Source organism: Bradyrhizobium sp. CIR18 (genome assembly GCF_014198295.1).
GTDB lineage: Bacteria > Pseudomonadota > Alphaproteobacteria > Rhizobiales > Xanthobacteraceae > Bradyrhizobium.
Genome location: NZ_JACIHF010000001.1, coordinates 1,094,529 through 1,115,595, shown reverse-complemented (window position 1 = coordinate 1,115,595; position 21,067 = coordinate 1,094,529). Strand labels below are relative to the sequence as shown.

Sequence of the window (21,067 nt, the reverse complement as noted above, 5' to 3'; positions counted from 1 at the left end):
GCGCGCTCCTAATCAGCTTCAGCAAGCTTGTGCAGCGTTGCGCCGAAAATCAGGCTGGCCTTGCCGACCAGCGCCGTGCCCGTCATTTCCGCGCGCGTGTCCGTGTAGGTCCCGCTGACGCCGATACCCACGGGAGCAGGACCGCCGAACAGCGGATTGTCGTCGCCGCGCGGCGAGGTGTGTCGTTGCACCAGCACCTCGCCTTTGAAGGTGGTGTCGTCCTTCACCACGTAGCTGCCGGTGTAATAGAGGTAGGCGTCGCCGCCAAGGATCTTGCCGTCGCGAAAAAGGATCACGCCGCTGCCCTTGCCGGCTCGACCATCGAGCAGGGTCACGTGAATCGAGTAGAGACCGTTTTTCATAACGTCCCGCAGGCCGGCCGCCATCGCCCAATGGCGTAACCGGTCCCGCTTTTATGCCAAAGCGCATCCTCTCGCGCAACGCGGCAGTTTGCCTGCCGACCACGGGAAGTTGCCGCCGCGAGCCGTAGTTGTCCCGGCTTGTGCGTGACGCCGTCATGACGGTCTGATGATGAGGCGAGGCCGGCCGCCTGCGAATCAGGGTTGGCCCGCGAAATGCATAACCATTGTTGCACTGGCCGCGGGGTGCTGGAGCAAGACGATGAGCAACTGGATCGATTCCGGCGGCGATGAGCCGCGTCTGTACAGTGCGCGTCCCACCAATTGCAAAAGCGAACGACGGCGTTCCAGCAGCGCAACACGCTGGCGAAGCGTGACGCGGCTGGCAGGCGCCCTGGTCCTGGTTGCACTCGCAGCCCCCTTCGGGCACGCGCGCGACCGCGGCCAGTTCGTCAACACCAATGCCGATCTGAAGGCCTGGTTCGATGGCCTGCGCAGCGGCAAGGGGCCATGCTGCTCCGATGCCGACGGTTCGGCGCTCGCGGACACCGACTGGGACAGCAAGGACGGGCACTATCGTGTCCGCCTCCCGCGCTATGGCTCCAGGCTCGAAGGGCAGCCGCAGGAACTCGTCTGGGTCGACGTTCCCGAGGAAGCCCTGATATCCGAGCCCAACCGGGTGGGGCGCACCATGGTATGGCCGATCTACGGCTATATGGGCGTCAGCATTCGCTGCTTCATGCCCGGCAGCATGACGTAGCCGCGCCGGCTGCGTGTCGCCTCTGGTGAGGCGCTCGCCGGATCAGGTGTATTTCTTGTCGCGCTCGAGCAGCTCGATGGAGATGCCTTCGGGGCCGCGGATGAAGCAGATGCGCACGCCGGGCCGGATCGTGGTCGGCTCGCGCGTGAACGTGACGCCCTTGGCCTTGATCTCGGCCGCAACGGCGTCGATGTCCTTCACCGTCAGGCCAAAATGGTCGAGACCCTGATGCGGGTGCGGAGGCGGCGGGTTGACGGCGTTGTCGCCCTCGAGCGGCGCGATGAAGATCCTGGCTCCGCCCAGATTCACGTCGATCCGTCCCGGCGCATGCACGATCTCGCCACCGAGGATGTCCCGCAGCCAGGCCGCCGTGGCCTCCGGATCGGGGCTGCGCAGATGGACGTGATCCCAAGTGACGACTGGCATTTCAATTCTCCCAACGGGCCTTCGGCGATGTTGCAGCGCATGTTAGCGGCGGCGGGCGGTGATCGCCACCGTCCTTGCCGATTCGCAACTGCGCGGGAACCTTAGTTCCTGTTCCGGATTAAGGTAAGCAGTGGCGGGGTCCGTCGTTGAATGGGCTTTGGCCGCGATCGGTGATGCAACCATGAACGCCAGGCTCGACCGGATCGGATTGAGGCGCTTCGCCGGGACCGGCGAACGAGTGGCGCGGGCCGTGACAATTGCGAGCGTCTCATTTGGCCGCAGCCTTCTGTGGCTGATCGCGGCCATCATTGTCGGCTGCGGCGTCTGGATGCTGCTGCCTCTGTCCAAGGGAAACAGTGCTGAGCCGGTGAAGGCGGAGCTGGCGGCCGTCGAGGCGGCTCCTTCGGCCGATGCGGCCGCAGCGTTGTCGCCGGTCTCGGAAGCCCAGGCACCGGCGATGGCAGACCTCGGTCGTCTCAGGATTTCATCGCAGACCTGGCGCCGCGGCGGCCTTGGCTCGAGAGCCCTGGTGACGTTCACGCTGCGAAACGACAATGACTATGCCGTAAAGGATGTCGAGATCATCTGCGCGTTTGCGCGGCTCGACGGCAGTCATCTCACCAACCGCAGCCGCGTGCTGGCGGATCCGGTCAGCATGAAGAGCCGCAAGACCTTTGCGCATATCCCGGTGGGCTTCATCAACGTGAATGCCGATCAGGCGAAATGCTCGCTGGTTGCAGCACGCCGTGCTTAACGGCGGAATGTTCCGGTAGCGGAAAAGTTACCCTCATTGGTCCTTGGCGAAAAAACCTCGCATCGCCATTTGAACCGAAGGGCCGGGCCAGGAACCAAATAAGAGATCGCCTGTTGAGGCGGAGAGCCCACGCGGGGATGCGGGGGGCGGAGCGCGGCCAATGCCCATCTTTCGATATTTCACCTTTGTCGGTGGAGCTTTGCTTGCACTGTTGTTCGCGGTGAATTTCGCTTTCCCGGCGGCGCCCGTGGCGCAAGCCGTTGCGACCGTAAGCAACGATCAGCCCCTGATTCGAATCCGGTCCGATCGGCACCTGCCTGAGCGCGTCGTGCTCGACACCAGCCAGCCGACGATTGCCGCGCCGGCTGTGAAGACCGCCGCGGTTGTGGCTCCCCAGCCGCCCGTGCAGGAGGCCCAGTCGGCGGCCTTGGCCGAGCAGTCAGCCAAGGCGCGGGTGCGCGAGACCTTCGCCCAGTTCACGCCGCCGCTGAAGACTGATACCGCCGCCAAGGCTCCGGTTCAGCCCAAGCGCAAGGTCGCCAGGACGCATCCGGCGCCGCAGCAGGGACGGCCGATGATGCTGGTCGCTCAGCAGCCGCATTTCGGGCTCTTCAACACCACTTGGTGAGAGCGCCTTCGATCCGTCTCGAAACGAGGCGGGGAGGGCTTTTTATTGGTCGGCCTCTCTGCTAATTCGAACCCATCCGAACCGCCGTCCAGTGTGCTGGTCTGCCAGCACTGGTGCGGCGCATCGGTTTGTGGCCCGGTGTCCGGGCCAGGGCGCTCGTAGCTCAGCTGGATAGAGCATCGGATTTCGATTCCGAGGGTCGGGAGTTCGAATCTCTCCGAGCGCGCCACTTCGGTACAAAACTGGGCACTCCAAAACCTGCCGATTTTACGCCGGACGCGGCGGCGAGCGTGCGCAAGAGCACGCTTTTCGATCCCATGATGCGAACCTCTTTCGCGTCCACTTCGACCCGCTGGGCCAGGGCGCGCAGATGGTCGCGGCGGTAACCGCCCGCCTCAGTTCGCATCCGCCTGCGGGCCTGGCTGGCGAAGGTCTTGAGTGCTTGGGGTGTGATGCTTGGCCCAGCCCGATCAAGCGCGCCCTCGGCCCGCTCTGCGTCAGCACGGGCCTGATCCCGGATGCCCTTCAGCTCGGTCACGCGCTCCTTGAGCAGCGGATCGGAGACGTCAGCGATCCCGTTTTCGATCGCGTCGTACAGCCGCTTGAGCTTGGCTTCCGCCTCGGCCGCACGCTTTCGCAATTCGGCAATATGCGTCGTTCGGCGCTCGGCGCGAGCTTTCCGGCGATTAAGGATAGCCGATAGAACTTCCTCGAGACGTTTGGGCTGCAAAAGGCGCTGCTCGATGTGCTCGGCCACCACGCTGTCGAGCTTTTCCATCGGGATGGTGCGACCTTTGCAGCCCGTCTCACCCTGCCGGGCCTTGGTGCAGCAAGTGTAGTACCTGTACCTTCCACTCTTCCCGGTCCTCAGTGTCATTGCCCCACCGCAGGCGGCGCAAAAGCAGATGCCGGTAAGGAGGGTCGGGCCGCTGACGACGCGCGGCGCGGTCAGTGCGGGGCTGCGCGTTTTGAGCAACGCCTGGACGGCCTCGAACTCGGCAGCGTCGATGATCGGCGGTACAGCCATCTCGACCACCTCGGCCTCTGGCTTTCGCTCGCGCGTTTTCCAATATTTGGTGTTGAAGCGATGGCGGCCGATGAATGTCGTTCGCGTCAGTACCTTGTGCACGGCATCAACGCCCCAGCGTCCGCCGTCGCGGGTTCGGATGCCGGATTCGTTCAGGTGTTTAGCAATCGATTTGACGCCCATTGACCCCGAAGAGCCGTTTCCCTCGCGCGCCAGGCGATAGATCAGCCGCACGGTCTCGGCCTGGATGGGATCGATCTCCAGCGTCTTTTTGGTGCGGTGGCCGCGCTGCTCGGCGGCTTCCACAACGCGGTATCCGATCGGCGGCAGCGCGCCATTCCAGAAGCCTTGCCGTGCGTTCTCCTTCATGGCTCGCAACGTGTGCTTGGCGTTCTCCTTCGACTGATATTCGTCGAACAGCGCCATGATCTGGCGGATCATGTGCTCATCGGATCGTCGCCGAGCTCCTGCGTGATCGACACCAGCCGCACGCCGTTCTTGGCAAGCCGACGGACATAAAACTCAAGCTGGAACTGATCGCGGAAGAAGCGGCTGAAGCTGTGCACCAGGATCACGTCGAACGCCGGCGGCTTGACCGTCGCGGCGTCGATCATGCGCTGGAACTCCGGCCGCCGATCGTCGGTCGCGGACGCACCTGGCTCGACATAGTCGGCGACGATCTCCCAGCCGCGCGACGCGCAATAACCCTTCGCCTGACGACGCTGGTCCGGAATGGAGAGATCGCTGTCGGCCTGCCGTCCCGTTGAGACCCGCAAGTAGAGCGCCGCCCGAACTGTTACAGCCATGGTGATGTCCCCTTCAGCAGTCTCCAAGTAGCTCGTCGAACAGTTCGCCGAACCAAGCCTCGAAGACGGCGATCTCGGCTTCAGTAACCGGCACGTCTTCCGGCCAGTCATCCGTCACCGTCCATGTCACAGAAGTGCGCTTCGCTCGTCGCGGGCTAGGACGAGCGGGCGCCACTGCATAGTCGTAGAGATCGTCGCATTGCGCGTTGGTCGACACGCGCCGCTGCGATTCTTGAGAGCGAGCCATGGCGCGATTGTGGCAAGCCTGGTCGATCCACTGAACAACCGAAGTGCGCGCCACATCACGCTGTGGTGCTCCGACCTTGCGCTCCGTCTGCCGCGTGAGCGTAATCGCACACAGCAAGCCTTGATCGGATGGCAGCAAAGAGCCGGGCCAGCGGGGCGCAGTCAAGGCCGCAAGCCGGCGGAGCCGGTCGCGCGAGGCGCGGGCCTTGACGGCGTTCCGTTGGTCCGGCAGCAGTCTCCCATGCGATCATGGCGGACATCCATGCCGAGCATGCGCGACTAGACGCTATGCTGCGAACGATGGCGCTCGGAATGTTGATTTTGATTGCTTTCTCGGGTCGAGCGGCACCAGGCCGTCTCATATGGTGCCGCTGCAGTGCCATCCAAAACAATGTGCAGACAAACACTTACGACCCCCCACGGCCCGGAGCGACACCGTCGCTTTTATCTAGCCGTCCTAATCGGTCGCGCTCTGCGTCCCGTCAAGACAGGCGCGCGGCACCCGGTTGGTAATGTCGGGCATCGTCGACGGCGGACGAGAAGGCGGACGTGGAAATGTCACGCGAATGCCCTTGAGCGGGCCAACGGAGTTTCATCTTTTGTCTCCGCAACGCGGTGAACGTAGTCATTGCCCAGCAGTGCCATTACGGATAGGGCAATTGTGTTCTGGAGGCGTAGGAGGCGGCTCATGTCGCGTGATAAGAAGGCCCTTCAAATACTTCTTGACACCCATTGGTCGCCAAAGGGTTGGAAGCGAGACAAAGCGATCGAACCCGCCGATTTCGAGTGCGCTCGGCAGGCTGGTTACATGTTCGATCCCGTTGCGGTAACCCACGACGACATCGTCGCACGGCTGCTCACTATTCGTAACCGCGTAAGCCTAGAACAGGTAACAGACGCCTTTCTGGCCAGCCTCAGCACACGTCGGCTTGAGTTGCGCTCAGCGCTCGGCAGCTACTCCTTCGCCGCACACTTCCCGGATCATCGACTTGTCGAACAGGCCCGCGGTCAAATGCCGAGCGGCCGGCTGCATTGTCGCCTCTGTGGCCGTTACGGCCATTCCGCCGCAGAGCAGGAAGACCTCAACGTCCTGAGTTTCGAGAGATGGAAATGGGGCGGCGTTCGTCATCTAGATCCACTGTATTGCTGGTTCGACCTAACGCAATTCGAGAAAGCCAGTTTGGCTGCGCCGACACAGGAGGACTATTCGATCCTCGCCCGAATCGTCGAAATAGTGTCTGGCCTGCCTCCGAAGGCGAAGCCGAATGAGCTAGAGAAGCGCATCAGCAAGGTGATCAAGTCTAATGGCTCGGAGCGGCGCGTGCTCATCGAAATTCTTGGGTATTGCGGTGTTCTCAAACCGGCAGGCCGCTGCGGTTTTTTGCAAGCATTTACGTCAAATGAGCTTAGAGACCGGCCTCCCGATCACACCAATGACTGGAACTATCCAGTCATCTGGTGGCAAGGCGCAGATGGCGTTGACAAAGATGCGCTCAATCGCCTTTTCCCGAAAATTGCAACCGTGGTCTAAAGCCAAATCCTCGATATCTGCTTCTCGCATATCACGTCGATCGGGGCATTGATCGAAACGGCCGCTGTCAAGGGATGACCGGGCACCCGGCGAAATCGGGGAATAGCGCCCGCGAGGCGTAGCGCAGGATCGCAGGCCGTCGCTGTTTTGCCGATTGGAGCGCGTGGCGGATTGCGGCATCATAGGGGAATAGCGAAGCAATAGTGCCCATCTTCATCGGCCGTGGCGCGCCAATCTACCTTTTGGCGTTCCAGATATGTTCCAGAACGCCGCGCAGCCCCGGGAGGGCTTGCTGCGTCGGTCAGACTGACGGGATACGGCTGTGCCGGCCGCGCGCCAGCGTGTCAGACGGGGCCTCGTGGAACGTCGCGCGGTAGGCTGCGGCAAATTCACCGAGATGATGGAAGCCCTGCGCGCGCGCACATATGGCGACGGTGGCGCCGCCGCCCTTGAGCAGGCGGGCGCGGGTCGCCCACAGCCGCTTGAGGCGAATGTACTGGTGCAGGCTCATGCCACGCACCTTGCTGACCGCGCCGCCGAGGGTGCGGATCGAGACGCCGAACTCACCGGCGAGATCGGCGGTATAGATCGGCACGGTCGGATGGGCTGCGAGGTAATCGTCGATCCGCTCCACGAGCTTGATCGAACGCTCGCCCTGGATCGAGGCGCTCCGATCCGACATCGAATCGATCCGAAACAGATCGTCGAGCGCGAGCAGCAGGCCTTCCTGCAGATGGGCCGCCGCCTCGGTGGTCTCGAACAGGAGCGGCTGCATTGAGGCGGTTCGCAGGATGTCGAGCAGGAGCTGCCTCGTGTGGAGCAGGGCAGGCCGGTTCGCGACATGAGCCCGCAAATCGTCGGCCTGATCGAACCAGCCCCGGTCTCTGAGCTCGGGGGAGAAGATGATCATTGCATGATGATTGGTCTGAGGCTCGACGAAGTGGCATTCATCGTTGCCGCGGAGCGTCACGAAGAAGCGCGCGTCGAGATCCAAGCCCTTGAAGTTGACCTGGAGGTCGTCGGTCATGGACAGGATCACCATTCCGCCCGGCATCCGATAGGCGGTGTCGAGGATGCGCGCGAACGATCTCATCATGATGATGCGGCACGCCGGCAGGGAGACGACGGCGCGGGCCGCGGCGAAGTTCGGAATGTCGAGCGGAATGCTTCTGGCGTCCTCCATCGTCTCGATCGGCCGAAACGCATCGACGTCGGCAAAGCCGATCAGTTGAAGGGCGGAGGACGGAGCGAGGGCGTCGAACAACATGGGTCTGGCCGGCTGCTGAAATGTGACAATCAAATGAACGTCGATACACCGCCATCAATGGCGAAACATCGCGTTTCAGTAAACCGAATTCCAGGCCGTAGTATTGCGGACGTCATGCCATGACGTCCGTCAGATCAATGCCACCGTCAACGTTCCCGGCTCATCGGCTGGCCGGAGGCGAGGTCGATGAAATGCAGCCGTGTGCAGGCGGGACAGGCGAAAGATGCAAAGCTCCGTCTCTCCTGCCTCAGCTGCTTCTCGAGATCCGTCTGTACGTTCATGCCCGTCTGGGGGCATCGAAAAACGATCAAGTCCACCATCATCGTAGAATGACGGTGCGGGTCGACTTCATCTTTGATCTGGATCAGTTTTGGAATCGCTCCAGGCCGGCGATGACGGCGCAAGGAATGATCTCGCAAAAGCGAAGGGGCCCCGAGGGCCCCTTCAGATGTCACCAGCGGCGATAGCGTGGGCCATAATAGCGTGGACCGTAACCGTAATAGCGCGGCCCATAATACCGGGGGCCGTAATACGGCCGTGGCCCGTAATACCCATAGTAGTTCGGACGCCAAAAGCAGCGCCCCCAGGCGTCGCAGACCATGCGGACCTGCTCGATGCCGGAGGCCTGCGGCGTTGCAGGCGCGGGTGCGATGGGCATGGCAGACGCCGCCGGCGCTGTCGCCAAAGCACCGAACATGGCGCCGAACAGGGCTGCGGCGACGAGGCCGATCTTGAGATTCATGATGTCTTCCTCCGCTGACGCGATCCAGGATATCGAAGTTGTTCTGATCAAATTGTGGCGGAACCGAAATGTAATGCTGATGAACAAATCTTCAGCCGGTCCGCCGCAGGCCTGACCTCGACCCCGCCAGACTATCCCAGGTTCGCGCGAGTGACCAATGGTGCGGCCCGCGCTGCGATGGCCCCGCAGGACATCGATGCCGTTCTTGATCCTGCGCAATTCGCCGTCGGGGCTTCGTTCGTAGTCTTGTCGCGTGGCCAGCCTTCGACGAATTCGAAGGGCGGGCTCACAGGTTGCTTGGAGCTGTGCAATGGACAAGATGAGATTAGACAAGGGCGGCTGGCTGGTCGTGTGCGATGGGCGCAAGGCGCTCATTCTGGAAAACCTCGGCGACGAGATGTTTCCGAACCTTCACACCAGGGAGGTGCACGAGCAGCCCAATCCCCTGACCAGCGCGCAAGGGAGCGACGCGCCGGGCCGCCTGCATGCCGCTGCCGGCGGCGTGCGCAGCTCGGCCGGGCAGACCGATTGGCACGATGAGGCCGAGCGCGCCTTCCTGCGCAGCCTTGCCGGCCGGCTCGATGCGGCTGTCAGCTCTGGCGAGACCACGGCCCTGACCATGGTAGCCTCACCGCGCGCGCTCGGGATGATCCGCGCCGATTATTCGGACGTCATGCGCAAGGCGCTGCGGGCCGAGGTCGGCAAGGACCTCGTCAAGCTGCCGGTCTACGAGATCGAGAAGCAATTGCTGCTGTCGGGCGCCGCCAAATAGAGGCGCCCGCAGAGGCCGAGCCAGCGCCCCTCAGTAGCAGGGGTGCCGGCGGCGGTCCTGGCCGACATAGGCGGCCGCGCTCTGGTAGCAATGGTTGGTCGACGGGCCGTCGTAAAAGGCGAAAGTGCCGGGGGTGATGCCGGGGCCGTAATTGTGCAGATAGCTGATCGGGTAGGGCAGCGGATTGGCGTAATGGCGGTAGTGCCGGTGATGACCCCGCGCCTCCGCGGGGCCAGGGGCTAGGATTGCGGCCGACAGGGCAGCAACCGCGGCTACAAGCGTCAACTTGCTCATCTCGATTCTCCGGAACCCGCGCGAAGTGGTCAGCCATCTATAGCCACTTCGCACCTCCAGGGCACCCGTCCGGCGCCCGGAAATCGGGGCTCATCCCGCAGATTCCCGGGTGGGTGTGACAGAATTGCCCGACATGCGGCCGAAGGCTGCCCATTTTTGGCCTTTTCGGGATGCTTAACGAATTCCCCACACAAGTATGACCAAAGACTATTCGGTTAAGAATCCTGTTGCCGGCCCAGGGGCTCATTTCGCGGGCCCTGCGAGGCCGGTCCATTCCTGAAGGCTTTCGCCGTCACGCCGCCATGCGCATCACGCTTCTGAGCCTGCTGTTGCTCTCCATCGCCGCCGCCACGCCGGCGCGGGCAGAGCTGCATATCACCCGCGACCACGGCGGCTATGTCGAGGAATACAAGACCAAGTACAAGCGCGTCCGCGAGAAGGGCGAGCGCGTCATCATCGACGGCATCTGCAACTCGGCCTGCACGCTGGTGCTCGGCATAGTGCCGATGAACAAGATCTGCGTGACGCCGCGGGCCAGCCTCGGCTTCCACCAGGCCTATTACGACAAGGCCTTCACCTTCGGCATCAAGGTCACCAGCTCCGAGGGCACGTCCGACCTGATGTCCTACTATCCCGACAAGGTGAAGGACTGGATCCGCCGCAACGGCGGGCTCACCACCGACATGAAGAAGATCAAGAACGGCGTCGAGCTCTGGAAGATCATCGACCCCTGTCCGGAAGAATGGTGAGCGGCTGAGCTGAGCCGAAAACGTCCGTCGCAGCGCAGCATCGTCAGCACGAAATTCGCATTGCCGCATAGCCGCCGGTGGGGCAATGAGGGCGGCAATGAATCATAATCAAGAAGCCCTGACCGCCCGCGCCGCGCCGATCCTGTTCGTCCTGCTCTGGAGCACCGGATTCATCGGCACCAAATACGTCGTCAACAATGCCGATCCCTTGACCTATCTCGCCATCCGCATGGCGATCGTGGTCGGCCTGATGGCGATGATCGTGGCGATCGCGCGGCCGAAATGGCCTGATCGCACCGGCATCGCGCATAGCGCAGTCGCCGGCTTTCTTGTCCACGGTTTCTACCTCGGCGGCACCGCGATCGCGATCGCGCATTCGATCCCGGCCGGGCTCTCCGCGCTGATTCCGGGCCTGCAGCCGATCCTGACCTCGACCATCGCCAACCGCTGGCTCGGCGAGAAGGTGACGCCGGTGCAGTGGACCGGGCTCGTGCTCGGGCTCGGCGGTGTGGTGCTGATCCTGCACAACCGTCCCATGACCGGTGAAGCCGGGCTCGGCTGGCTTGCCTCGGTCGTCTCCCTGATCAGCATCACCCTCGGCACGCTCTACCAGCGCCGCTACTGCAACCAGATCGACTGGCGCGCCGGCAATCTCGTGCAATATGTGTCCGTCACCATCTTCTTCGCGATCGGGGCCTTTCTGTTCGAAGACCGCGTGGTGCACTGGACGCGGGAGTTCGTGCTCGCGCTCGGCTGGCTCGCGGTGGCGCTCTCGATCGGATCGATCGGGCTGTTGTACTGGCTGATCCGCCACGCCGCGGCGACGTCGGTCGCGAGCCTGTTCTATCTGGTGCCCGCCGTGACCGCGCTGATGGCTTATCTGCTGTTCGGCGAGAAGCTCGACGCGCTGGCGATTGCCGGCATGGGGATGTGCGCGGCCGCGGTGTTCGTGGTCAACCGGCGCTTCTAGGCGGATGGAGCGGGCGTTGGAATACATCCCTGACGTGCGCGGCAGGTTCATGTTAGGCTGAACGCATTTCAGCTTCACATTCACACGGTGATTTTCATGAAGAAGGCGAGGCGCGCGCTGCTCGGCAGATCGTTGAAGCCGGTCCGGATTGCCTGCATCAACTACGCGGAGGAGATGATGAGCGACCGGATGATGGCCAAGCTCACAGCCGCGCTCCAGAAATGCTACGACGAGCATTTCCTCCCCGTCTGGGGCTACCCCGTCGATCTCGACGTCACCCACAAGCCGAAGCCGACGGACTGGCAGCTCGTCTATTTTGACGACGCCACCCACAAGAACTTCCTCGGACGGCACGAGCTAACGCATCGCGGGCAGCCGATCTCGAAGATCTTCGTCAAGGCGCTGGGCGACGAGCCCGTCAGCCTGGCGGCATCGCACGAGGTGTTCGAGATGGTGCTGGATCCCATGGCCAATCTGTGGGCCGACAAGACCCGCCACACCCAATATGCCTATGAGGTCTGCGACGCCGTGGAGGAGGACTCTTTTCTCGTCAACGGCTTCCCGATGTCGAACTTCGTCTATCCGTCCTGGTTCGAGCTCTTCGAGCATCCCCGCGGCACAAAATTCGACCATATGGGATCGCTCAAGGCGCCATTCTCGATGACAGAGGGTGGCTACGTCATCAAGAAGGTCAATGGCAGGCGGCTGATCAAGCAGTTCGGCTCACCGGAAAAGCGGCGGCGCTTCAAGGCCGAGGACCGCCGCGGTCATCGCAGCGAATTCCGTGATCCGAAGGGAGAGCATCACCCGGGCCGGCGCGCATCCAGGCCGCGGGGGTAGTGTATCCCGGGCTTGTCTCCGGGCGCGCACGCACCCGGAGACCTGCTCGAGCGTCCCGATCAGCGCTTGGCCTTCCGAGCCTTCTTTTTCGACTTGGTGGCTTTCTTGGCCGTTGTCTTGGCGGCCTTCTTCGCGGACTTCTTTGCAGTTTTCTTGGTCGCCTTCTTCGACGACTTCTTTGCAGCCTTCTTCGAACTCTTCTTCGAGGCTTTCTTGGCCTTCTTCTTGGAGGCCTTCTTCGGCGCTACTTTCTTCGCGACCTTCTTGGCGGCTTTCCTGACCTTCTTGACGGCGGTGACTGCCGCGTCCTTGGTCGCTTCCACGGCTGTGGTGATCGTCTCCATCGCCTGTTCGGTGATCGGCTTGTCGTCGTCCATTGCGTCCCCCGCGGTTTGATTGGAGCGATGACGATAGCGGGTTTCGAAATTGTGTCAAAGCAGCGCTCAACCTTTGCGGATCTTTGCGTAGGCGGCGAGCGCACGCTCGCGTCCCTTGGCATGATCGACGAGCGGCTGCGGATAGGTCTTGCCGAGCGTGATGCCCGCGCTCGCGAGCTCGATTGGCGCCGCCTGCCAGGGCCGGTGGATCAGCTTGGTCGGCATGTCCTTCAACTCCGGCACCCAGCGCCGAACGTAGGTTCCATCCGGATCGAACTTCTCGCCCTGGAGCTGCGGATTGAACACGCGGAAATAGGGCGCCGCGTCGGCGCCGCAGCCGGCGACCCATTGCCAGTTGGCGGGATTGCTGCCGGCATCCGTGTCGACCAGCGTGTCCCAGAACCAGGCTTCGCCCTCGCGCCAGTCGATCAAGAGGTGCTTGACCAGGAAGGACGCGACCACCATCCGGACCCGGTTGTGCATCACCCCGGTGTGCCAGAGCTCGCGCAGACCGGCATCGACGATCGGATAGCCGGTGCGGCCGCGCCGCCAGGCGGCGAGCGCCTTGGGATCGCGTTTCCAGGGGAAGCCGTCGAAGTTCGTCTGCAGGTTTTCGCTCGCGAGGTCCGGATGATCGTGGAGCAGGTGACGGCAGAATTCGCGCCAGCCGAGCTCGCTCAGGAATTTGTCGATGCCCGGCCCGAGCGCCGGATCTTCATCCGCGGCGAAGCGCGCCGCGTGCCAGACCTGGCGCGGGCTGAGTTCGCCGAAGCGCAGATGCGGTGACAGGCTTGAGGTGCCGTCCCGATCCGGCCGGTCGCGATCGCCGACATAGCGGCGCGCGGTGTGCTTGAGGAAGTCGCGCAGGCGTGCCCGCGCGGAGGCTTCGCCCGGGGTCCATGTCTCGCGCAGGCCGCCTGCCCAATCCGGGCTGGTCGGCTCGAGCTGCCAGCTTTCAAGCCGATCGCTGGCGATCTTTGGACCAGGGCGCAGCTGCTTCGGCGCAGGCAAGGGCTTGGGTGGATCGCCGAGCGACAGCACGCGCCGCCAGAACGGCGTGAATACGCGCAAGCCCCGGCCCTCCTTGTTGCGGATCGCCGAGGGTGGGACGAGGAGATCGCCGGGGAAGCTTTGCGAGTCGATGCCAAGCTTTGCCAGTGCGGCTTCGAGCTGCCGCTCAACCGCCTGATGCGGCGCCTGCGCAATTCCATTCCAGTAGACGGCGCGGGCACCGCTTTCGCGGGCCAATTCTGCGACGACCTTGGCCGCCGGTCCCCTGCGCAGGATCAGCGATCCGCCGCGCGTGGCAATCTCGGCGCCAAGCGCCCGCAACGACTGCGCCAGCCACCAGCGTGCTGCGCTGCCCGGCGGGCGCCCGACAACGTCGTCGAGCACATAGAGGCAGACCACCGGCGCACCGGTTTTCACGGCAGCATGGAGGGCGGGATGGTCGGACAGGCGAAGGTCATCGCGAAACCAGACGATGACAGGCGCGCTCGGCGTGGTCAGGGGCGTCCTCGTTTACGATTTGGAAACCATGCCGCGCGCGGCGGTGTGAACTGTCGTTAATGCGGCCGTAAGCCGACTGCACCATTATGCAGGAATTACGGGGGTTGTTCCATTCATGTCCAAGATTCTGAAGTTCTTGCCGCAGTTCAAGCTCGGCACGAAGGCCGTTCTATGTGCCGTGCTGCTGATCGGCGTGAACACCGCGCTCGTGGTCGGCGTCGGCTATTGGTCGCTGACATCCGCCTTCAACGATCGCGCCTTGCGCGACATCGAGGTCAACCTGCGCACGCTGGCACTGGCCTTCACGGAGACCGTTCCGGCCGCCAAGATCACGATGAAGGATGGCACGGTGGCGCGCGCCGAGATCCCCAAGATGCCCGAGTTCAAGGACCACGCCATCGTCGATCGCGCGGTGTCCTATGTCGGCGGCAATGCGACCCTGTTCGTGTTCGACGATGCGAGCGGGCAGTTCGTGCGACGTTCCACCAACGTGAAAAAGGAAAACGGCGACCGGGCCGTCGGCACCCAGCTTACCGCCGATCATCCGGGGCAGGCGCCGCTGCGCCGTGGCGAGGCCTATAGGGGCCCGGCCACGCTGTTCGGCAAATCGTTCATGACTGCCTATTTCCCGATCGCGGACGCGGCCGGCAAGGTCGTCGGCATTCTCTATGTCGGCATCCCCATGATCCAGTACGAGAGCATGCTGGCCCAGGCGATCGAGAGCATGGCAGCGGCCGCGGGCCTCGCCGCGCTTCTGGTGCTGGTCCTGACCCTGCTGGTCGTCCGCCGCATCACCCGGCCGCTCACCTCGGTCACGCACTCGCTCACCGCGCTTGCCAACGGCCAGAGCGACGTTGCGATCGAATGCGAGGATCGCGCCGACGAGATCGGCGAGATCGCCCGCACCGTCGCGGTGTTCAAGAGCAATTCGCTGGAGCGGGCGCGCATGCGCAGCGAGCAGGCGGCCGCCACGGCTGCGGCGGCCGAGCAGCGCAAATCAGACCTGCGCAGCTTCGTCGAGGAGTTCCGCGGCAGCGTCGGCGGCATCCTCGACAAGGTGCTGGCCTCGTCAGGCGAGTTCGAGCGCGCCGCGCGGCAGCTGACCGACGTCGCGCGCTCCACGGCCGACCTGTCCGCGCAGTCGGCAGGCGCGTCCGAAAACGCCTCCGAGCACGTGCGTTCGGCGGCGTCGGCCTCGGACGAGCTGTCTCAATCGATCTCCGAGATCACCCGCCGCGTGCAGGAATCCAACCAGATTTCCGCCGAAGCGGTGCAGCAGGCCGAGGCGACCGATCAGCGCATCGCGCAGCTCTCCGAGGCGGGCGCGCGCATCGGCGACGTCGTCAAGCTGATCACCTCGATCGCCGAACAGACCAATTTGTTGGCGCTGAACGCCACCATCGAGGCCGCGCGCGCGGGCGATGCCGGTCGCGGCTTCGCGGTGGTGGCCCAGGAGGTCAAGACGCTGGCCGGCCAGACCGCCAAGGCGACCGACGAAATCTCGAACCAGATCGCCAGCATGCAGCTTGCGACCGAGGAATCGGTCGCCGCCATCAAGGCGATCGGCCAGACCATCGAGCGCATCAGCGGCATTGCCGGCTCGATCTCGGCGGCGGTCGAGCAGCAGAAAAGCGCGACCCACAACATCGTGGCAAGCGTTCGCGCCGCGGTCTCGGGCACGGCCGATGTCGCCGTCAATGTCCGCCACGCCGCCAAGGGCGCCAGCGAGACCGGCGAGACCTCGAGCCGGATGTTCGCCTCGGCCCAGGCGCTGTCCGGCGAGAGCCTGCATCTGAAGGCCGAGGTCGACGGTTTTCTGGACCGCGTGCGGGCGGCCTGACGCTGGCTGACACCGTCATCCCGGGATGGTCCGAAGGACCAGACCCGGGATATCGAGATTCTCAGGTGCGCAAGTGCGCACCATAGTTCGGTCCTTCGGACCGCCCCGGAATGACAGTTCGTTGTTACTTCGGCTGCGGCACGATGCGGATGTAGGGCTTCGGCTCTTTCCAGCCCTGCGGGTAGATCGTCTTGGCCTCGTCGTTGGAGACTGAGCCTGCGATGATCACGTCCTCGCCCTGGTTCCAGTCGGCCGGCGTCGCGACGCGATGCTTGGCAGTGAGCTGCAGCGAGTCGATCACGCGCAGGATCTCCTGGAAGTTCCGGCCCGTCGTCATCGGATAGACCAGCACCAGCTTGATCTTCTTGTCCGGCCCGATGATGAAGACGTTGCGGACGGTCTGGTTGTCGGCGGCGGTGCGGGTGAGGGGATCGCCTGAGATCGCGGCCGGCAGCATGCCGTAGAGCTTCGAGACGTTGTAATCGGTGTCGCCGATCATCGGATAGTTCGGGGCCGCGCCTTGCGTCTCCTTGATGTCTTCCGACCATTTGGCATGGCGGTCGACCGGATCGACCGAGAGGCCCATCAGCTTGACGCCGCGCTTGTCGAATTCCGGCTTCAGCTTGGCGAGCGCGCCGAGCTCGGTCGTGCAAACCGGCGTGAAGTCCTTGGGGTGCGAGAACAAGAGCGCCCAGTTGTTGCCGATCCAGTCGTGGAACTTGATCTTCCCTTCGGTGGTCTCGGCTTCGAAGTCGGGTGCGGTGGTGCCGATCGGGAGTGTCATGGTTCTACCTCATCACATTGAATATACTGGAGAATTTGTCTGTGGCCGTTCCCCTCATTATAGGGGTCTTGCAACGCCAAGTGAACGCCAACTGAACCGGTTAAAGTAAAATGTGAATTCCTTCCTTGAAGGGCCGATTTTCTAGCAACTTATTGTTACACCCGCACCTGCGGCGAAACAGCTCCACCCGGGGTCACACGGTCTCGCTCGCCCCGATAATGCCTTTTATGACTTCCATCACGCCCGCCCGGCGCGTCTAGAACCAAAACGGTCCTGACAGCGACCAATTGGCAACCATCTAGAAAAGTCGCGATCCCCGTATCGAATCGTTAACCACCCCTTTACGCCGGCATGAAAATGCTGGCCGATCAGAAGAAATCTGGAAGTGAACTATGTCTGCCGCTGCGCCTAACTCTGCTGAGTCGCCGTCCCTTGAACCGTCCTGCCGCGATACCGCGGCCCATGCACTCTCCATCGTGCGCGACGGCGTGATCACGGGCGAAGGCCCGACCACCAAGGGCCGGGTCCATTTCTCCCGCTCGCTCGATGCCGATGACACCGCCTGGTGCACGCGCATCCTCACCGCCACCGCCGTCAACGACCAGCCGGTCAGCCGCGCTGAGGCCGAGGTCCTGTTCGAGATCAACGAGGCCGCGACTGAACGCACCGATGGCGGCCGCTTCGATGATCTGCTCGCCAAGGCGGTTGCCCACTATGCTGCAAGCGCCTCGGGCCTGAAAGTGCCGCCGCGCAGCGTCGCGCTGTCGGCCGATGCCGAGATCGAGAGCTGGGCCCCGTCCTATGCCTCCAAGGTCAACAGCGAGATGCTGGAGTGGATCGCCGGCCAGATGCGCGGCAAGCGCCACAACAACCGCCGCCTGATGGCGTTGGTGGCGACCTTCCTCGGCGCCACCGCGCTGCCCCTGGCGGGCCAATTGCCGAACGTTTTCGACATCGGCATGTAAGATTTCGCGCCTCTGACGAGGAGCATTTGAACGGCGGGATTATTTCCCCGCCGTTTTTTGTTTGCCGGTCCCCATCCCGAGATGGTCCACCTCGAGCCCCAGCGTGCGGCCCGGGAAGCCGGCGGCGTCGAAATAGCGCTGGCTGCCGACGCGCTGGAAGTTCAGCACGGTCATCAGGCCGCCCTCCGCGGGCTTGGACTTCATCGTGCCGGCATAAGCCTTCGGTACGGTGCCGTTGGGCATGGCTTCCGACATCACGCGGCCGGCCAGCTCTCCTTTCTGTGTCGCGCTTAGGCCCATCAGCCGGGCGGCCGTCATGCCGACGTCGGCATTGCTGACCGGAAGCTCGTCGACGAAGCCGGCTTTGAAGTCCGGGCCGATCGCCGCCATGAAGTTCATGGTGTCGCCGCGGCTGAAGCTGCCATGCATGCCCTGGCCCTGGCGCAGCACGGTGTCGGCGACCTGCACCGAGCAGTTGGTCGGCGCCTCGCCGCATTCGCTGGCATAGGAGCGGAAGTTGACGACGATCGACGGCGTCGGCGTCGCTGCCTTGCCGCGCAGATTGATGCTCGACAGCGGCAGGGTGCCGGGGAAGCGGCCGAGCGAGTCCTCGACGAACAGGCCGGACACGTAGTCCTGCGCGAGCAGCGCCTTGATGGTTTTGGCCGCCAGCTTCTTGTCCTTGTTCGGGAGATAGACGAGGTCCGAGCCGCCATTGGTGGCGACGACGAGGTCGGGCTTTTCCGGATCCTTGCCGAGCACGCCGTTGCCGGCCTTGGGATGCTTGTTGCCCTCGATCTTCGCGTTCTTGTCGTTGGGATCGAACAGCGGCAGGTCGAGCGCCTTGGCGAGGTCGAGCGCCAGGAAGCCCATCGGCAGGAAATCCTTCGGCGTGTCGTCATAGCTGACCTTGGCCGAGGGGCTGGTCTTGCTTTCCTTGGAGATGGTCGAGAAGCCGTGGTCGGCGGAGACGATGATGTTGGTCGAGGCCGCAAGTCCGAGCTCGTCCAGCGCCTTGCGGAGCTGGGCGAGGTTGGTGTCGGCGTTCTTGATGCCGGCCATCGAGGTCGGACCGTTGATGCCGGGCATGATCTGGTTGAGGCTGTCACCGGTATTGTGCTGGCTGCCATCGGGGTCGCGCGACCAGAACACCAGCACGAACGGCTTGTTGCGCGCCTTGAACATCGGCAGCACCACCTTGGTGGCGACGTCGGCGAAATAGGCCTGCTGCGCGACGTTGGCGACGGTCGTGCCGGGCGTCTTGGCATCGCCCGCCTTGGAATTGTCACCGCGCGGCGGCGTGGTGGTGGGCAGGCCGGCCTTGGTCAGGGCGTCCTTCACCTCGTCCGACAGCGCGACCCCGTTCTTGCCGCCGGTGGCGTCGTCGAACACGACCGAATGCAGGCCGGCCTTCTCGGGCTTGTCGGTGTGGTCGAACTGATAGGTCGGGCCGACCTTGCCGATCGCGGCGGTGCTGAGGCCCTTGTCGCGGGCGAGCTTCAGGATGGTCTCCTCGTTGAGGTAGTCGCCCTTAAAATGCTCGTCGATGTCACCGAGCACGGCGTCGTTCTCGATGAAGGGGACCACGGTGTCGCCGGCCGGGACGGACGTGTAGTTGGTCCAGATCGTATTGGAAAACACCCCGGTATCGCCGAGATAGTGACCGGTCGACATCGCCGAGCCGTTGGCCATGGTGAAGGTCGGGAATAGCGAGTGCGGATTCTTGAAGTTGACGCCCTTGTCGCGGATTTCGGCCATGGCGGGCGCCGTGTCGGGATTGACCTTCAGCGCGCGCAGACCGTCCGGAATGAACAGGATCAGATTGCGGGGCGTGTTGTTCTGGGCAGACGCAAATCCGGTGGATAGCACTGTCAGTCCGGCGGACAGCAACACCAGTGAACGGCGCATCGAAATCTCCCTGCGAGGCGGCTCGGCCGCAACCCGCGGCCCCCGGTTCGTTTAGTTTCGCTGCGTGACGGTTTTGTTACAAGGCCCGTCGCCGATGCAAGAGGGGTTGGGGGAGGGACTTGTCAGTCTCGTGTCCCGGACGCGCTGCAGCGTTCTTACGCTGCTGCGCAGAGCCGGGACCCAGAGGGCCGCGCGGTTCGCAGCCACATGGGCCCCGGCTCTGCAGCGCACCGCCGAAGTGGCGCTGCGCAGCGTCCGGGGCACGAGAGCGGAGTTTGGCGCAGAGCTGCATCAACATCGTCATTGCGAGCGGCTTGTCCGCCGGAGCGCGAAGTCAAGCCATCCACAATCTCTCCCCACTGACAGTATCCATCCCGTCATCCTGAGGTGCGAGGCGTGCGATGCGAGCGCATCGCATGCGGAGCCTCGAAGGATAAACGGCCGAGCTGGTGCAGCCGGGCCGTCGCCCTTCGAGGCTTGCACTGCACCTCAGGGTGACGGTGATGGATAGAGCTTGTGGCAGCATTCCTTATTCGCTTTCGACATGCAGACAGCGCGGCGCAGCTTCGCATCCTCGCGGCGCATCTCGCCCGAGCTTTGCTCGTCGCCTTACCCTCTCATGAAAGAGGGCGCAGGGAAGGCCGGGAGCCGGTTGGCTCCCATCGACCGCCATGCGAAGAGCAGATTGCGTGTGCTTCATGCATAGCGGATAACAGGGCAACCGGAGCATCCCGGCCTTCCCTGCGCAGTGGCTTTACGGCTTATGTCGTGCTTTCCCCGGGGAGCGTTGCACTATTGCCCCCGTCGCCTTGTGGATGACTGATGCGCGTGCCCGGTTGGACCGCCACATCACCGCAAGACTTGACGCACAGACCCCGGGCGTCAGGACCACACGATTTTGCCGTACGCGGATCCCACCGGTCGTGTGCGCGACGGTCTTGGTCACGGTTGCCCGCCCTGCAAAACCCTCAGCGCCGATGTGACCCACGTCCACCGCAACCCGGCCCGCGCTCGTGACGATCGCGATACGCCCCTCTTCGTTGGGCCGGGATGCAGCGACACATACGCGATTTCCGAATTTCGGTAAAGTGGAATATTTTTGGCAGTGCGCGTTGACCCAGGGCTCGCGTGTTTTGCCGTCGGGCAACGCAAGGGATTGTGGCCGGGACATTCAATCCGTCGCGGTCTGCACCCGTGGTGCAGGGGCTTGCGCGGGCTTTGTCGCCGTCGGAGGGCGGTCGACCCTGGCGAGATCGCGGCGTAGCGAGGATGGCGCTGCGTGCAGGGTAAACACGATCGCGATCTGCGTTCGGTTCGAAAGCCGGTATTTGCGCATGATGTTACCGATATGCGCCCGCACCGTATTCTCTGAGATCTTGAGCTCGTAGGCGATATTCTTGTTCTGCATCCCCCGTGCGATCAACATCATCAGCTCGCGCTCGCGCGGCGTCGGTGTAATCGAGTCCTGCGGATCTCGGCTCATGGCTGGTTGCTCCCTGGACTGCGGGTTGAT

General features: G+C 63.5%; 23 protein-coding genes, 1 tRNA gene and 1 pseudogene. 12 read left to right on the top strand and 13 right to left on the bottom strand.

Annotated features, from left to right (window positions below; all coding sequences use genetic code 11):
- Positions 1 to 8: 8 nt before the first annotated feature.
- Complete coding sequence (locus tag GGD65_RS05485; protein WP_026202721.1) at positions 9 to 362, bottom strand: GrlR family regulatory protein; 354 nt, start codon at positions 360 to 362, stop codon at positions 9 to 11.
- Positions 363 to 621: 259 nt separating this feature from the next.
- On the opposite strand from GGD65_RS05485, the gene GGD65_RS05480 reads away from it, so the two are divergent.
- Complete coding sequence (locus GGD65_RS05480; RefSeq protein WP_179739905.1) at positions 622 to 1,119, top strand: hypothetical protein; 498 nt, start codon at positions 622 to 624, stop codon at positions 1,117 to 1,119.
- Between the two features lie 42 nt (positions 1,120 to 1,161).
- On the opposite strand, the gene GGD65_RS05475 is transcribed toward GGD65_RS05480, so the two are convergent.
- Positions 1,162 to 1,545: a VOC family protein gene (locus GGD65_RS05475; RefSeq protein WP_028140965.1), complete on the bottom strand. Its 384-nt coding sequence runs from the start codon at positions 1,543 to 1,545 to the stop codon at positions 1,162 to 1,164.
- Positions 1,546 to 1,726: 181 nt separating this feature from the next.
- On the opposite strand from GGD65_RS05475, the gene GGD65_RS05470 reads away from it, so the two are divergent.
- The 4 genes from GGD65_RS05470 to GGD65_RS40940 all read left to right on the top strand — a co-directional run bounded on the left by GGD65_RS05470 (position 1,727) and on the right by GGD65_RS40940 (position 3,630).
- Positions 1,727 to 2,299, top strand: a complete 573-nt coding sequence (locus GGD65_RS05470) for a hypothetical protein (protein WP_183234602.1) — start codon at positions 1,727 to 1,729, stop codon at positions 2,297 to 2,299.
- A gap of 160 nt (positions 2,300 to 2,459) precedes the next feature.
- On the top strand, positions 2,460 to 2,927 hold the full coding sequence (locus GGD65_RS05465) for a hypothetical protein (protein WP_018322321.1): 468 nt from the start codon (positions 2,460 to 2,462) through the stop codon (positions 2,925 to 2,927).
- Positions 2,928 to 3,079: 152 nt separating this feature from the next.
- Positions 3,080 to 3,156, top strand: a tRNA-Arg gene (locus GGD65_RS05460).
- A 141-nt stretch (positions 3,157 to 3,297) separates the two neighbouring features.
- On the top strand, positions 3,298 to 3,630 hold the full coding sequence (locus GGD65_RS40940; protein WP_312014287.1) for a hypothetical protein: 333 nt from the start codon (positions 3,298 to 3,300) through the stop codon (positions 3,628 to 3,630).
- A 99-nt stretch (positions 3,631 to 3,729) separates the two neighbouring features.
- Here the strand turns inward: GGD65_RS40940 and GGD65_RS40935 are convergent.
- The 3 genes and pseudogenes from GGD65_RS40935 to GGD65_RS05450 all read right to left on the bottom strand — a co-directional run.
- Positions 3,730 to 4,323: pseudogene (locus GGD65_RS40935) on the bottom strand (recombinase family protein); the annotation flags it as partial.
- A 68-nt stretch (positions 4,324 to 4,391) separates the two neighbouring features.
- A complete protein-coding gene (locus tag GGD65_RS40930; protein ID WP_312017684.1) occupies positions 4,392 to 4,760 on the bottom strand; it encodes a recombinase family protein in 369 nt (122 codons plus the stop codon).
- Between the two features lie 13 nt (positions 4,761 to 4,773).
- Entirely contained in the window at positions 4,774 to 5,172 is a 399-nt protein-coding gene (locus GGD65_RS05450; RefSeq protein ID WP_179732270.1) for a hypothetical protein, read from the bottom strand.
- A 522-nt stretch (positions 5,173 to 5,694) separates the two neighbouring features.
- Between GGD65_RS05450 and GGD65_RS05445 the strand changes: the two genes are divergently transcribed.
- Positions 5,695 to 6,537, top strand: coding sequence for a hypothetical protein (locus GGD65_RS05445; RefSeq protein ID WP_183234601.1), 843 nt, complete (start codon positions 5,695 to 5,697; stop codon positions 6,535 to 6,537).
- Positions 6,538 to 6,838: 301 nt separating this feature from the next.
- Here GGD65_RS05445 and GGD65_RS05440 read toward each other — a convergent pair whose 3' ends face one another.
- Together GGD65_RS05440 and GGD65_RS05435 are read right to left on the bottom strand one after the other, a co-directional pair.
- The gene (locus GGD65_RS05440; protein ID WP_183234600.1) at positions 6,839 to 7,804 is read right to left on the bottom strand and encodes an AraC family transcriptional regulator; all 966 of its coding nucleotides are present in this window, start codon (positions 7,802 to 7,804) and stop codon (positions 6,839 to 6,841) included.
- Positions 7,805 to 8,255: 451 nt separating this feature from the next.
- Positions 8,256 to 8,546: a hypothetical protein gene (locus GGD65_RS05435; RefSeq protein WP_183234599.1), complete on the bottom strand. Its 291-nt coding sequence runs from the start codon at positions 8,544 to 8,546 to the stop codon at positions 8,256 to 8,258.
- A 310-nt stretch (positions 8,547 to 8,856) separates the two neighbouring features.
- Between GGD65_RS05435 and GGD65_RS05430 the strand changes: the two genes are divergently transcribed.
- Positions 8,857 to 9,318: a host attachment protein gene (locus GGD65_RS05430; RefSeq protein ID WP_183234598.1), complete on the top strand. Its 462-nt coding sequence runs from the start codon at positions 8,857 to 8,859 to the stop codon at positions 9,316 to 9,318.
- 30 nt (positions 9,319 to 9,348) lie between these two features.
- Here the strand turns inward: GGD65_RS05430 and GGD65_RS05425 are convergent, their stop codons facing one another.
- The gene (locus GGD65_RS05425; protein WP_183234597.1) at positions 9,349 to 9,612 is read right to left on the bottom strand and encodes a hypothetical protein; all 264 of its coding nucleotides are present in this window, start codon (positions 9,610 to 9,612) and stop codon (positions 9,349 to 9,351) included.
- Positions 9,613 to 9,914: 302 nt separating this feature from the next.
- Here GGD65_RS05425 and GGD65_RS05420 point away from each other — a divergent pair, with 302 nt between their 5' ends.
- The 3 genes from GGD65_RS05420 to GGD65_RS05410 all read left to right on the top strand — a co-directional run bounded on the left by GGD65_RS05420 (position 9,915) and on the right by GGD65_RS05410 (position 12,171).
- A complete protein-coding gene (locus tag GGD65_RS05420; RefSeq protein WP_018322327.1) occupies positions 9,915 to 10,361 on the top strand; it encodes a hypothetical protein in 447 nt (148 codons plus the stop codon).
- A gap of 97 nt (positions 10,362 to 10,458) precedes the next feature.
- Positions 10,459 to 11,331 (top strand): DMT family transporter, encoded by an 873-nt coding sequence (locus GGD65_RS05415; RefSeq protein WP_183234596.1) that lies wholly within the window; start codon positions 10,459 to 10,461, stop codon positions 11,329 to 11,331.
- Between the two features lie 96 nt (positions 11,332 to 11,427).
- The gene (locus GGD65_RS05410) at positions 11,428 to 12,171 is read left to right on the top strand and encodes a hypothetical protein (RefSeq protein ID WP_183234595.1); all 744 of its coding nucleotides are present in this window, start codon (positions 11,428 to 11,430) and stop codon (positions 12,169 to 12,171) included.
- Between the two features lie 59 nt (positions 12,172 to 12,230).
- Here the strand turns inward: GGD65_RS05410 and GGD65_RS05405 are convergent, their stop codons facing one another.
- A complete protein-coding gene (locus GGD65_RS05405; RefSeq protein ID WP_183234594.1) occupies positions 12,231 to 12,548 on the bottom strand; it encodes a histone in 318 nt (105 codons plus the stop codon).
- A gap of 66 nt (positions 12,549 to 12,614) precedes the next feature.
- The gene (locus GGD65_RS05400; protein WP_246783223.1) at positions 12,615 to 14,006 is read right to left on the bottom strand and encodes a deoxyribodipyrimidine photo-lyase; all 1,392 of its coding nucleotides are present in this window, start codon (positions 14,004 to 14,006) and stop codon (positions 12,615 to 12,617) included.
- A 166-nt stretch (positions 14,007 to 14,172) separates the two neighbouring features.
- Between GGD65_RS05400 and GGD65_RS05395 the strand changes: the two genes are divergently transcribed.
- Entirely contained in the window at positions 14,173 to 15,897 is a 1,725-nt protein-coding gene (locus GGD65_RS05395; RefSeq protein ID WP_183234593.1) for a methyl-accepting chemotaxis protein, read from the top strand.
- A gap of 124 nt (positions 15,898 to 16,021) precedes the next feature.
- Here GGD65_RS05395 and GGD65_RS05390 read toward each other — a convergent pair whose 3' ends face one another.
- Positions 16,022 to 16,681, bottom strand: a complete 660-nt coding sequence (locus GGD65_RS05390; RefSeq protein ID WP_018322333.1) for a peroxiredoxin — start codon at positions 16,679 to 16,681, stop codon at positions 16,022 to 16,024.
- 392 nt (positions 16,682 to 17,073) lie between these two features.
- On the opposite strand from GGD65_RS05390, the gene GGD65_RS05385 reads away from it, so the two are divergent.
- Positions 17,074 to 17,646: a hypothetical protein gene (locus GGD65_RS05385; protein WP_018322334.1), complete on the top strand. Its 573-nt coding sequence runs from the start codon at positions 17,074 to 17,076 to the stop codon at positions 17,644 to 17,646.
- Between the two features lie 39 nt (positions 17,647 to 17,685).
- Here GGD65_RS05385 and GGD65_RS05380 read toward each other — a convergent pair whose 3' ends face one another.
- Together GGD65_RS05380 and GGD65_RS05375 are read right to left on the bottom strand one after the other, a co-directional pair.
- A complete protein-coding gene (locus GGD65_RS05380) occupies positions 17,686 to 19,554 on the bottom strand; it encodes an alkaline phosphatase family protein (RefSeq protein WP_183234592.1) in 1,869 nt (622 codons plus the stop codon).
- A gap of 1,171 nt (positions 19,555 to 20,725) precedes the next feature.
- On the bottom strand, positions 20,726 to 21,037 hold the full coding sequence (locus GGD65_RS05375; protein WP_183234591.1) for a response regulator transcription factor: 312 nt from the start codon (positions 21,035 to 21,037) through the stop codon (positions 20,726 to 20,728).
- Positions 21,038 to 21,067: the final 30 nt, after the last annotated feature.